Here is a 14040-nt window from a genome sequence, read left to right as displayed (position 1 = left end):
GCCTGAAAATCCGGCAACACCTACCGGCCGGCCCACATACAGACGGTCGTGTATGGGGGACTGAGCCCATTCACCAGTGATGTTGAACGCAGCGCTTTCATCACCTTTCTTTCAGATTTTGTCCCTGCCCGACAATCGCATGCGGTCGCCAGCGGGGCGGGGCCACTGGCATTGCTTGCTCGTGTTCGAGAGGCTTCTCGCCCTCGGCCGACCTCCCACCCGACATGCGGCCGCAATTCACTCCTTCATCAGCAGGCAGATGCCGCCGCCGACCAAAGTTACGATGGCAATACCAATTAACCCGGGCACGTAGCTGCCACTCATCTCGTGGGTTTTGGCGATGGCGAAGGGTGCAAAGGCCATGATGGGCAGGAAAGCCATCGTCAGACCAAAGGCCCGACCAGAGGCCGCCGCGCCGAATTCATTGGCAATGGCCGAGGCGATCAGGGGCCAGAGCCCTCCCCCCATGCCCACCAGGACAATGCCGCTGGCCAGTCCAATCATCCCCTGCCCCAGCGCCGTGATGATTCCGCCCGTGGCCCCGATAACGGCAAGCACCGCCAAGGGACGGCGATTGCCAAATCTATCCGATAGCAATCCCATCAACAGCGTTGAGCCGAGTTGGGCGCCGCTAAAGAGCGACAGGAGCAGACCCACCGCTGCCTGATCGAGCCCGCGACTGCTGGCGATTGGCCCAAGGTTCTGGTTGACGCCGCCCCACAGGCCCAGCAGCGGCAAGTACGTGGCGACAACGATCCAAAACGTCCGCCGCCTGAACACCTCGCGCCAGTGAAGCTCGACGTGGGCCGCGGCGCCGGGAACGGGTTGATCGCCCGGCGCGCTGACGTAGTGCAGCCCATCTTCTTCTGTCGGGCGATCCCGTACCAACCAGAACGCCAGTGGCAGCATGACGAGACCGATGAGCGTCCCTGCACCCATCCAAAGCATCCGCCACTGGAGCAATGGCAGCAGCGCGGCAATGATTGGCGGCAGGACAACACCTGCACCGCTGAGGCCGAACGATGTCACCGCCAGCGCCAGCCCGCGACGCCTGACGAACCAGCGTGAAACCAGGGTATTGGTAATGACCGAAGTGGAAAGCGCCATACCCAGAGGCAATACAACGCCGTAAAGCGCCAGGAATTGCCATGTCGCAAAGATCGCTCCGATCGCGATATGAAAAAGCGCAACAAGTCCCAGTCCCGTGACCAGAAGGGTTCTTGCCGGTACTTTGTCGGCCAGCCCGCCGGCAAATGGTGCCAGGATCGCACTTCCCAAACCCAGCAAGGCAATGGCCAGTTGCAAGGTGCTGACAGGCGTGTTGAGGTTGCTCGACCAGTCGACGACGAACAGCGTAAAGGCGTTAACCGGCATGCCGTTCGATGCCACCTGCGCAAGCGTGGCGATGGCGACGATGGTCCAGCCATGATACCATCCGAATTTGCGCGGCGCTTCTGCTGCCACCGACATCCATTTTTCTCCCAGATTGATTTCGGCCGTTGCCGGCGGCTTCATGCAGGCGCGCGCTGCCTGCCACTTTTTGATGGCCGGCCTTCGCTCACCGAATGCTTCACACACCAACCATCAGGCTCGGCGGAAATCGCATTTCGACCTGGCGCCGCGAATGTGCGAATGAAAAACCCTCTCGTTCGGCATGATGAGAAACGTAAATCACTTCGCCGCCGCGCGGGGCGGCGGCGAAGCGTGTTTCGCGTTCAGATCAGAACTGCTTGCTGACACCGAACTGTACGAAACGACCAATGGTGTTGCCGTTGATATAGCCATCCTGCGATGCAGTGATCGATTGCTGGATATAGCGCGGCGGATCCTGGTCGAAGACATTGTCCACATTCAAAGAGAACGAGAGGTTCTTGAAGATCCCCTGCCCCGGAACGTCATACTTGAAGAAGAGATTGAAGACGTTGAACGATTTGACACGGTCCTGTTCCCCCGCGGAACTCACGGTGGGATCGAGATCGTAGCCAGCCGTGTGGTTCCACGTCACCTGAGCGCGCAATCCGCTGATTGTTGTGCCAAGGACCGTGCTGAACTTGAAACGGCTGTTGTTGGCTTCCAGCAAATCGCTGAAGGCAGCGCCCGCGATGGCCTGCTGCTTGCGGTTAAGCTCGTAGTTGGCGTTGAAGCCCAGATCGAACGAGGCGAACCCGGCATCGATGCGGTAGTTCAATGCCATATCCAGGCCGTCGAGCTTCACATTGGCGAAATTCCGCTTTCGCGCATCAAGGATGGCATAGCAGCCCGTCGGACCTGTTCCCGCGACCGTGCAGCCGGAACCGACGATAGTGTCCGCCTGCGCGAGATAGGAATTGATCTGCGCCTGCGTGGGATTGACGGTGATGACGGATCCGAAGTTCGTCCAGAAATCGACCTGGTTAGTGAAGTTCGGCAGATTGATGAGATTCTTGAAGTTGATGTTCCAGTATGTGAGGCTGAGATTGAGCCCCGGAACGAACGGCGGCTCGACATCAAAGCCAAGCGACCAAGTCGTCGCCTTCTCCGGCTGGATGTTCGGTGCGCTGCCCAGCACAACTGCCACGTTGCTGTTTTGCGGCGCAGGGTAAGTTCCATTGGCGATAAGACTGGCCGGTGGCAGCAGGAACGACAGCCCATTGACCTGATTGTACGATGTAACATCGGTTTCCGGCCTGTCCGCAAGGCTGGGAGCTACGAACGACTTACCCCATGATCCGCGCAGCTTTACCCAGTTCACCGGCCGGTAGGTGACGCCGATCTTGGGATTGAAGGTATCGCCGAAATCGCTGTAATCGTCATATCGTCCGGAGAGCGAGAAGGTCAGCTCGCGCATCCCGCCAAAACCGTTGTCTGCCCCGAAAACCGGCACGACCAGTTCACCGAACGCGGACTTTGTATTCCGCGAAACTGAGACAATCGGAAGATTAGCGTAAGGCGCGATAACTGTGACGCCGTTGTAGACGAGACCGCCATAACCGGTGTTTTCCGTACCGGGCACGATCGAGCCTTTCTGTGATCGCAGACCTTCGGAATTGTACTCGACACCGCCTGCGAACTTCACGTCTCCGCCGGGCAACTTGAACAGGGAACCGTCGAGGATCAGGCGACCACTGAACAGCCGCTGGCGCGTCCGCCCGAACGATTCATAGTTGCTGAGAACATTGAGCCCCAGATCGCTGCTCGAATTGATGTCGTAGGGATTGAGAAGGCCCGTGGCGATCGCGAGAGGCACAGCGGTCGAGTTGTACTGCCCGACGATATTCTGCGTCGTGCTTTCACCATAGCTGCCGAGCCCGCGAAGCTGCCATCCCTTGCCCAGGTCGGCAGTGAACGTCGGCGTGACGCCCCAGGTGCTCAGGGACAGGCGCTGCTGTTCTGTGTCGTCGCCGCCATAGGAATAGGAGACCTGATGGATCTCGAACGGGTTGGCGGGATTGACCTTGTGCGCCGCCATGTAGGGGCTTGGTATCAGGCCCAGGAAGGCCGGGCCGATGTATTCGGAATCGTAAATGGGCCCGAGATCGGCGGAGACCTTGCGCTGGGTGAACCACGCCCGGACGTCGACTTTCAACGCATCGCTCAGATCCTGCGAAAAGCCGGCGAATACGGAGTGGCGATTTTCGCTTGGATAGATCGGCGCCCCGTCACTTTCGTCGCACTGGTTGGCGGTATTGGCCACCGCCGATCCCGTCGAGTAGGGCAGCGCGTAGATCGTGCCCGAGGGAACAAGTTGCACGTTTCCGGGGGTGCAGCGCACGCTGGTAATGGGGAACGGAACCCCCGTGATCGTCTTGGGATACATCCGTACATAGTCGCGGTCCCGGCCGTAGATCGCGCCATGTTCAGAATAGTTGTAAGAGATATAGATCGAGCCGGTATCCCACGACTTGCCCGCTGTCGCGTTGACATCGAATGCGTGATAGTCGTCGGCAAATCCGTAGTGCCCGTCTACATTGAACCCATCGAACTTTTTGCGCGTAATGAAGTTGATGACCCCCGCGACAGCGTCCGAACCATAGATCGCTGAGCCGCCATCGGGAACGATCTCAACGCGCTCGATGACGCCGGGCGGGATGATGTCAGGGTCGGGACTGGTCGATTGGATACCCATGCCGACGATGCGGTGTCCATCAAGAAGGACGAGCGTCGGAGAGCTGCCGGCCGTCTGGAAACCGGGAAGATTGCGCAGGTTCGGACGGTTCGTCGTGACCTGATTGAAAGCGCCCGCCGGCTGCTGAAGCGTGTTGAACTGGCCGAGTTGCGGAATTGTCTGAAGGAGCTGCGCGGTGGTTGTGGCACCGGTCGATTGAATGGCCTGCTGCGTGACATCGATAACATTGGTGCCGGTCGGCGCCACGCCGCGAATAAGCGTGCCTGTAACGACAATTTCCTGGACCTGCCGGTCCGTCAGTTGCCCTTTGTCGTCCGGTTGCGGAGGCGGTGGACTATCAGCTTGGGCAAAGGCAGGAGCTGCAAGGCAAAGCGCTGAAATAGCCACCCCGCAGTTCAGGACTATACCGAGCCGTGAACAGCCGTTCAAATTCTTCATACAACTCCCTCTCCGTTTATATTATTTTATTTCCCATTTATATTTATCAGTATTTTCGTCATTCTCGATAAGATCGATAATCGCGCCGCGACTTCCATTTCGCAGGGCGAACATTCGGTGCTGCCCGCCTTGACAAGATTGGCGGGCATCAAAGTCGCACACGCGACTGATCTTAAGGGAACGACCAATCAATAAAACGTGACTTGGATATCAAGTAAGTCGCACACTCCCCGCCCCACCCTATGTACGGCGGTTTTCGAGGTGTTTTATCGGGCCCTCCCCTGCCCGGATTATCGAGTCGCGATCTTATATACCATACAGTCGGTAAGTCGAAAGCTGTACGGAAGGATTATTCCGGATTGGGACACTCCGGAACGAATGCTCGATAATTCCGCCCGCCCCGCGATCGACAACTTCTGCCGCCGAGGAATGTTTGACGGGCACCGCCACCCCTCCGTGAAGCGCCGGTAAAATGGCCTCTTTTGTTTTTACCGAACGGTTGGTAGATTACACGGGATTTACGGCGAATCGAATGCGCCCGGCTTTCCCGGCCACGATGAGTGGTCGCGAGGGGCCCATGAAATAACGTCGCTTGGCCGAGCGGCAGAGTTGCCGAACCGGGCACAAGATCATTGGGGGAAGGATAAACACATGCACCGAATATCGCGGATCGTCCTGTCAACGGTGACACCATTGCTATGCGTCGCTGCGGCGCTAGGAAACTACGGTAGCGGGGAAACTGTCGCCTCGGCGCAGGACGCAAAGCCGATTGCGGCAGCTGCGGTTAGCCAAGGCACTGGCACTGCTATCGCCGGTGGCGTCGTCGCCGCGAGCATGGCCGAATTGTGCCAGCCCGCCGCCATGCAGGCGATTGCATCCAAGCTGAATATCAAGGTCACGGTCGAGAAGCTGCCGGCGAACGAGCAGCCGGGCCCGTTCCTCGAAGGAGGCACGCGCTTCACACCAGCCCGCGGCGATCTGCCGGCCTATTGCCAGGTTACCGGCAGCTTCGTGACCAACCCCGCGACCGGCAAGACGGCAAACTTCCTTGCCACCCTGCCAATGACCTGGAACCGCAAGTACCTCCAGCTGGGTTGCGGCGGCCATTGCGGAACTTTCGCCGTCAGCGATGCTGCTTCACCCACGATCACAATCACGAACCAGGGTAAGCCGGGCGACAGCGTTCGGAAGGGCTACGCCTCCTTCGCGACGGACGAAGGCCATGCCGGTTTCACGCAGGGCAAATGGGCCATCACCGGCCCGGGCCAAATCAGTCAGGACTATCTCGACGACTATCTCTATCGCTCGCAGAAAGTCCTTGCGACAATGGGCAAGGAATTCACGACCGCATTCTATGCTCAGGCGAGCGGAACCGCATCGAAGATCGCCTACTCCTATTTCTGCGGTTGTTCGGGCGGCGGACGTGACGCCCTTGTCGCGGCAGCATACTTTCCCGAGGCGTTCGACGGTATTGTTTCGGGATCTCCTTATGCGAACCTCTCCAATCTCGCATTCCTGACCACCGGGGCCTCGCTGGCAACGGTACGCTCACCAGACGCAAACCTGCCGGCTTCGCTCGTTGCCCAGATCAGCCCGCTGGTACTCGCGAAATGCGATGCGGTGGACGGCGTCAAGGACGGCCTCATCCAGAATCCGATGGCCTGCGACTTCCGGCCGGAAAAGGACCTTCCGCGCTGCGCAGACAACAAGCCGGGCACCAATTGCTTCACCCAGGCGCAGATCGAAAGCGTAAGCACGGTTTTGACGGCAGCTACGGACCACGAAGGGCACGTCGTTCAGCCCGGCTATTCTGTAAGCGAGCTGCAAAATTCGCTCATGCTGCCGCCTGCCAATCCGGGCACCGCAACCCCCTGGCCCGATGCCGGAAATCCGGCAACCGGAGCGAGCAACGGCATGGCCTTGCTCGGCGACGCCGTCATCCGCGTCTTCACCCACCGCAACGATCCAGCCTTCCAGACGGCATCGGTGATTTCGTTCGGTTCGGGCGGTCCGGGGCCCGTCACCGGTTTCCGGGTGATCGCTCCGGCCGCGGAAGTGGCCAAGGCGAATGAAGCGCTGCGCATGGGGATCGGCGATATTCCGCAGAACGCCGCCAAACTCATCAAGAGCAATCACAAGATGATCATGTGGGTAAATCTGAGCGATCATCTCCTGACGCCCTACATGTCCGTCAACTACTACAAGAAGCTTGCGAAGACCTTCGGCGGCTACGACAAGCTGCACAAGAACATCCGCATGTTCATGCTTCCGGGAACCGCGCATTGCAGCGGCGGAGGCATTGGCGAGGGGCCCGGCAGCTTCGATGCGCTGAGCGCCATCGAGGCATGGGTTGAAAAGGGCGACGCGCCCGACAATCTGCCCGCCACGCTCTACAAGGCAAACCAATTCGGCGTCGATTTCAAGCAGCCGCTCGGCCGCACGATGCCGCTTTGCAAGTTCCCTGAAATGGCGCGCTACAGCGGCAAGGGCGATGTGAAGGACGGTGCCAACTGGAGCTGTGTTCCCGGCGACAAGCGCATGCTCAAGATCGGGGAATCCGGACGACAGGCGGGCGTCATCGATTGACGGTCATTCGGGCGACGGTGCCGAGCCGGTTCCGTCGTCCCGCTCGACCCGAAAATCGAGACCGGCTTCGTAGATGCGGCGCGCTCAAACCGCGCCGCACATCCCTTCGCTCCCGCACGGTTGGTTCTGCGCCATTAAGGCGAGGGTCCGATGGCGGGGGCGTCTTTCGCTCCTTGTTTTGAACTGGAGTCACGATGACAATTGCCCGGTCCAAGGCGCGAAAGGTGCGCCGCCTTGCCTTGCTTCTTGGAGCTGGCGCCGCCCTGCTGCCAATCTCGGGCATCAACGCTTACGCCCAGCAGGCCGACGATCTTGAAGCCGGTTTCCGCGATCCCCCGCTCACGGCGCGCCCACGCGTCTGGTGGCACTGGATGAACGGGAACATCACCGAAGACGGCATCCGAAAGGATATCGAGTGGATGGCTCGTATTGGTATCGGGGGAATGCAGAGCTTCGATGCAGCCGTGGTCACTCCACAAATCGTTGCCAAGCGCCTCCCTTACATGAGCCCTGAGTGGAAACATGCTTTCCGCGTCGCTGCCGAAGAAGCCGACAAGCATGGCCTGGAGCTTGCCACCGCCTCTTCTCCGGGGTGGAGCGAAACCGGCGGCCCGTGGGTCAAGCCGCGTGACGGCATGAAAAAGCTCGTCTGGAGCGAGATGTCTGCAGAAGGCGGCAAGCGTTTCATCGGCAGCCTTCCACCCATTCCGGATACCACCGGCAGCTTCCAGGACATCCCGGCCCAGCACATGGCGTTTTCGCCCGGGCAAGAGGGGATCGCCTTCCCTCAATATGCCCGCGACTTTGCCGTGCTGGCCTTCCGCATTCCCGGCGATTGGACGCCGCTTCCGATCCCATCCGTCCGCGTGGACGATCGCCCTCTGGATGCAGCGGCGCTGAACGATGGCAGGTATGCCCAAAGCGTGGACATCCTCACTGCCGGATCGAAGACACCATCTGCTGTGCTGATCGAATACGACAAGCCCAGAACCATCCGTTCCGTGACCTACCAGATTTCGGGAACCACGTCCGTGCCGCTTCTCGAAGCGGAGAGCGAACACGGCGAATGGCGCAAGGTGGCGGAGCTGTCGGCAGGGCCGACGCCCTCGACGGCAAGCTTCGCCCCGGTGACCGCCGCCCGATTCCGGCTTAGCTGGACCGCGCGTGCCAATCAGGGCGGCATGCTGCGACAGATGGGCGACATGACGCCCGGAGTCGATATTCCCGGCATGTTGCAGGCCTTCGGCGCCAAAGGTGCCGCCGAGATGATGAGCGGCGGCGCCTCCGACCGCATCAGGATCACCGAGCTGGCATTGCAGGCGACACCGCGGGTCAATGCTTTCGAACAGAAGGCCGGGTTCGCAATTGCCAATGACTACTATGCGCTTGATCGCGGTGTCGGTCCCGAGGTTCCGGGCATAGATCCAAAGGACATTGTCGACCTCACGGCCCGGATGTCACCCGATGGCAAGCTCGATTGGACGCCCCCGGCCGGGCACTGGAAGATCGTGCGTCTGGGCTATTCGCTGACAGGCACGATGAACCACCCGGCGACGGCCGAGGCCACCGGTCTCGAAGTCGACAAGTACGACGGCCACGCGGTGCGCGATTACCTTCAGACCTATCTCGACATGTATGCCAGCGCCACCGGTGACGACCTGATCGGCCGGCGCGGCCTTCGCGCAATCCTGACGGACAGTACCGAAGTCGGCCCCTCGAACTGGAGCGCCGATCTCGTAGCCCAGTTCAAGGCGCTTCGCGGATACGATCCGAAGCCCTGGTTCCCGGCCCTCACCGGTGTGATCGTCGGTTCGCGCGCGCAGAGCGATGCGTTTCTCTATGATTTCCGCCGGACGCTCGGCGATCTCATGGCAAGCCAGCATTATGCGACAATCGCGCAGGTCGCACATGAGCGCCGCCTCATTTATTACGGCGAGGCTTTGGAGACCAGCCGCGTGGTCCTCGGCGACGACATGGCGATGCGCCAGCCGACAGACATACCCATGTCAATGTCCGCCGCAGAGATCGACATGCGCGGCGCCGCCTCGGTCGCGCATATTTACGGGCAGAATCTGGTTGCCGCTGAATCGCTGACCAACGCCCTCTCGCCTTGGGCGACTTCGCCTGCAGATCTTCGGACAAAGATGGATTTCGCATTCGCGTCAGGCGTCAACCGACCGGTGATCCACACATCGGTCCACCAGCCGGTCGATGACAAGCAGCCCGGTCTCGCGCTTCTCATTTTCGGCCAGTACTTCAATCGGCACGAAACCTGGGCCGAGATGGCTAAGCCGTGGATCGACTATCTGGGGCGCACCGCATTCCTTCTCCAGCAGGGACGCGACCATTCCGATCTTGCCTACTTCTATGGCGAAGAGGCCCCGCTGGTGGGACAGTTCAGCACTTCGCCCAAGGATGCACCCACGCGCTACGCCTACGATTTCGTCAATGTCGCCGCGCTGTATGATGCGCTGAAGGTGGAGGGCAAGGAACTGGTCACGCCCGGAGGCGCCCGCTACCGCGCGCTCTACCTTGGCGGCACCAGCGACCGAATGACGGTTGCGACCTTGCGCCGGATCGCCGCGCTCGCCAACGACGGCGCGACCATCATGGGGCATGCGCCCTCGTCTTCTCCGGCGCTCGGGGATGATCCGCGCGAATTTGCGCAACTGGTTAAGCAATTGTGGGCCGATGGCTCGGGCGCGACCGTCGGCAAGGGGCAGGTTATCGACACGGGCAATGTCGAGGCAATGCTCGCTCAGTCAGGCCTGGCGCCCGATTTCAGTTACACTGGAGCGGCGAGCGACAGCAAGATCCTGTTCCGGCACCGGACGCTGCCTGAGGGTGAAATCTATTTTCTGACCAACCGCACGGATCACCGCGAAACCGGTGAAGCACGCTTTCGCGTTACCGGAAAGCTTCCGGAAATCTGGCGAGCGGACACAGGCCAACGTCTAGCGGTCACATACCGCATCGAGGATGGGCAAACAGTCGTGAAGCTCGACATGGCGCCGACCGATGCGTTCTTCGTCGCCTTCGTGCGGCCGGCAACGGCGCAGTCTGCATCGGTTCCCGAAGTGGACCTCAAGCCGCTCAAGGATATCGGGGGGGGCGTCTGGAATGTCGATTTCCAGCCCGGTCGCGGCGCACCTGCGTCAGCGAAGTTGCCCCGCCTTGCTTCCTTGAGCGAGAACGACAACCCCGGTATCCGCTACTTTTCCGGAATCGCGACCTACAGCAAGACCTTCGAGCTGCCCAAGGGAACAAGGCCGGGGCAGCCGCTGGTTCTCGATCTCGGCAAACTCGGGGACATCGCCGAAGTTACGGTCAACGGCCATCTGGCGGGCACCATCTGGCGCGAGCCACATACTGTCGACATCGGCTCACTGGTCAAGGAAGGGCGTAACACCCTTAGCGTCCGGGTAGCCGATCGCTGGATAAACCGGCTGATCGGAGATGCACAGCCCGGCGCGCACAAAGTGACCTGGACCAGCACTCCGACTTACCTGCCGAATGCGCCGCTGCGGCCTTCAGGCTTGATCGGCCCCGTTTCCTTGCTGGCCCCACAGTAAACGAAAGAAATCGATAGAACAGAGGGAGAAGGTATTGCGAGTTTTGATGAGATCGGCGCTTTTGCTGGCCATGGCTCCGGCAGTCATGGCATCGGCTGCGCCCAAGGCACTCCCCCATGTGCAGCGCAATGGTGCCGCAACGCAGTTGATGGTCGACGGTGAGCCCTATCTCGTGCTTGGCGGCGAGTTGCATAACAGCAGCCCGTCCAGCCCGGACTATATGGCGCCGATCTGGGACAAGCTGGCCCGCAATCATGTCCGCACGGTGATCGGCGCGGCCAGCTGGGAACTGGTCGAGCCGCAAGAGGGGCATTACGATTTCACCGCCGTGGACGACCAGATAAAGCAAGCGTCCGCGCATGACATGAAGCTCGTCCTGATCTGGTTCGGTGCCTACAAGAATGCGGAGTCGACCTATACCCCGTCCTGGGTGCGCAGCGACACGGCCCGCTTTCAAAGGGTCGAGCGCGATCGCAACGCCAAGCCCAAAGGGATCGCCGCCTATCTGGGCTATAATCCCACGATGAGCGTCTTCAGCGACGCCTTGCTGCAAGCCGACGCACGCGCCTTTGCCGCGCTCATGGCGCATATTCGGCAGATCGACCGCAAACATACCGTCATCATGATGCAGGTGGAGAATGAGGTCGGCCTGCTGGGTGACAGCCGCGACCGCTCGCCACTCGCGGCGGCCGCGTGGAGCCAGCCCGTGCCGCCTGCGCTGATCGCCTATTTGCGCGACCATCACGCGACCCTCCGACCGGAACTGTTGGCAGTCTGGCAGCGCAATGGCTTCCGGGAAACGGGAACATGGGCGGACGTGTTCGGCACGGACAAGGCCGCCGACGAAGTCTTCATGGCCTGGGGCTTCGGCAGCTATGTGGAGCGCGTGGCAAAGGCGGGCGCGTCTCAGCTTGCGCTGCCCATGTACGCCAACGCCTGGCTCGGCCCGCAGGCCAATTCTCCCGAACCCGGTGACTATCCCAGCGGCGGCCCGGTTGCCCGAATGATGGATGTTTGGAAGGCAGCAGCGCCGTCGCTCGCCCTCCTGGGGCCGGACATCTATGTCGACGACTATGCCGGCACGCTGGCGGACTACAAGCGGGCCGACAATCCGATCTTCAATCCGGAAGCGAAGAACGACACCGGCAATCTGTTCGTGGCAATCGGCCAATATGACGCCATCGCTTTCTCCCCCTTCGGTATCGAGGACGCGGCGGACGGCAGCGAACTCTCCCAGGCCTACAAGGTGCTGAACGAGATGTCCGGCCCGATCGCCCGGGCGCAGGCGGAGGGCAAAATTCGCGGCTTCCGCATCGCCAAAGGCGGGCAGATCAAGGAGACGCTGGGCGACTATACCCTCAGCATTTCCGGGCCGATCTCCACGGTAGGCGCCTTCGGTGCGGGCACCGGGGAAGAGGCGAAGCCACCAGAAACCGGCTATGGTCTCGCCATCGCCAGCGGCGAGGATGAATTTCTGATCATCGGTCGCGGCATCAACTTGCGCTTTTCCATACCCGGCACGCAAGTCGAGATCGATCACGTTCAGGAAGGCGCTTTCGTGAACGGCCGCTGGATCACCGGCCGAACGATGAACGGCGACGAACGCTATTTCCTTTTCCCCAATGACGGCCTGCGGATCATCCGCCTGAAGCTGCTGCGCCGCCCCTGACCATGATTTCCGGAGAACATCCATGAACAGTACACGCCGCCAGGCCTTGCTCTCGGCGATGGGTGCGGCAGGCCTCGCTGCCCTGCCCGAAACACTATCCGCCGCGCAGAGGTCCGTCTCCAATCATCCCCACACGGGAACGGACTGGGGGCGCGGCATCGAAGGGCAGCGCACCGCCGATCTGGGCGACGGCACATTTCGAAACCCCGTCATGGCGGGCGACCATCCTGATCCCAGCATCCTGCGTGACGGCGACACGTATTATCAGGTCTCCTCGTCCTTCGTTTATTATCCGGGACTGGTGATCTGGAAGTCCGGCGATCTGGTCAACTGGTCACCAATCGGCCCTGCCCTGACCGAGCCGGTCGGTTCGGTCTATGCGCCGGATCTCGTGAAGCACGACGGGCGCTATTACATCTATTTCGCGGTACGCGGCGTGTCGCAAATGCCAAGCGCGATCGGCGCGGCCCGCCGGCCGATGACCAACTATGTCATCCACGCCGAACGGATTGAGGGCCCGTGGAGCGAGCCCATCGATGTCGGCATCTACACCGCCATCGATCCCGGCCATGCGGTGGGCGAGGACGGCAAGCGTTATCTCTACGTGAGCGATGGCGTGCTCATCCCGCTGAGCGATGATGGCCTGACCCGCTCCGGACCGGACCAGAAAGCCTATGAGGGCTGGAAATATCCCGCCGACTGGGCGGTCGAGACCTTTGCTCTGGAAGGGCCGAAGATCATCCGCCGCAATGGCTGGTTCTATCTGTTCTCTGCCGAGGGCGGTACTGCGGGGCCGCCCACCAGTCATATGGTGATCGTCGCACGCGCGAAGTCCATCAAGGGGCCTTGGGAGAATTGCCCGCACAACCCCATAGTCCGCACGACTTCGATCAACGAACCCTGGTGGTCGCGCGGTCACGGCACACCGGTCGAGGATCCATCCGGGAAATGGTGGATGCTCTATCACGGCTATGAAAACGGCTATCGCACGCTCGGGCGGCAGAGCTTGCTGGAGCCCATCGAATGGACGGCAGACGATTGGCCGCGCGCGCTGGGCGGCGATCTGTCCCGCCCGTTCCGCAAGCCGGCGGGCCGTAAGCTCGGCGCAAATGGCGTGGCCTTCTCCGGCCCGTTTGACGCGGATGCACTGGGCGCGCGCATGAGCTTTTACAAACCCGGCCGCAACTATCGGGACCGGGTCCGCTTCGACAACGGCGCCCTCGTATTGACCGCCCAAGGCAAGGGACCGGCTGACGCATCGCCTCTGGTCATGAACAGCGGCGACCGACGCTACGAACTGTCGATGGAAGTGGAACTGGAGGGACAGGTAACCGCAGGGCTCCTGTTGTTCTACAACGAGAAATATTTCTGCGGCATCGCCACAGACCCGAACCGCTTTCGCGCCTATGTGCTGGGCGAGGAGAATGCCTTCGAAGCCCGAGTGCCTGCCATCGGCCCCCGCCTGTATCTTCGGGTTCGCAATGAGGATCAGGTTGGCCACTTCTATTACAGTGCCGACGGCCAGAATTGGGTGCTCCACCGCTCCTATGAAGTGAGCGGCTATAACCAGAACATGGCGGGAGCGTACCTCAGCCTGCGCCCGGCGCTGTTCGCGGCGGGTAGCGGCACGGTCAGGGTCCGCAATATGGTCTATTCTGCCGATTGACCCA

General features: G+C 61.0%; 6 protein-coding genes. 4 read left to right on the top strand and 2 right to left on the bottom strand.

What is annotated here, in order from left to right:
• Window positions 1-237 precede the first annotated feature (237 nt).
• Window positions 238-1515: an MFS transporter gene (locus AC1VVM_RS18540; RefSeq protein WP_482957051.1), complete on the bottom strand. Its 1278-nt coding sequence runs from the start codon at window positions 1513-1515 to the stop codon at window positions 238-240.
• A gap of 205 nt (window positions 1516-1720) precedes the next feature.
• Window positions 1721-4492, bottom strand: a complete 2772-nt coding sequence (locus tag AC1VVM_RS18535) for a TonB-dependent receptor domain-containing protein (protein ID WP_482957050.1) — start codon at window positions 4490-4492, stop codon at window positions 1721-1723.
• 702 nt (window positions 4493-5194) lie between these two features.
• On the opposite strand from AC1VVM_RS18535, the gene AC1VVM_RS18530 reads away from it, so the two are divergent.
• From AC1VVM_RS18530 to AC1VVM_RS18515, 4 genes are all read left to right on the top strand, one after another.
• A complete protein-coding gene (locus tag AC1VVM_RS18530; RefSeq protein WP_482957049.1) occupies window positions 5195-7129 on the top strand; it encodes a tannase/feruloyl esterase family alpha/beta hydrolase in 1935 nt (644 codons plus the stop codon).
• Between the two features lie 194 nt (window positions 7130-7323).
• The gene (locus AC1VVM_RS18525; RefSeq protein ID WP_482957048.1) at window positions 7324-10701 is read left to right on the top strand and encodes a glycosyl hydrolase; all 3378 of its coding nucleotides are present in this window, start codon (window positions 7324-7326) and stop codon (window positions 10699-10701) included.
• Window positions 10702-10747: 46 nt separating this feature from the next.
• Window positions 10748-12370, top strand: coding sequence for a GH35 family beta-galactosidase (locus tag AC1VVM_RS18520; protein WP_482957047.1), 1623 nt, complete (start codon window positions 10748-10750; stop codon window positions 12368-12370).
• 22 nt (window positions 12371-12392) lie between these two features.
• On the top strand, window positions 12393-14036 hold the full coding sequence (locus AC1VVM_RS18515; protein ID WP_482957046.1) for a family 43 glycosylhydrolase: 1644 nt from the start codon (window positions 12393-12395) through the stop codon (window positions 14034-14036).
• Window positions 14037-14040 lie beyond the last annotated feature (4 nt).

The sequence above is a fragment of the Novosphingobium sp. BL-S-33 genome (assembly GCF_056857025.1).
Note: the sequence above shows the minus strand (reverse complement) of the source record. Positions and strands in the feature narration are given on the sequence as shown.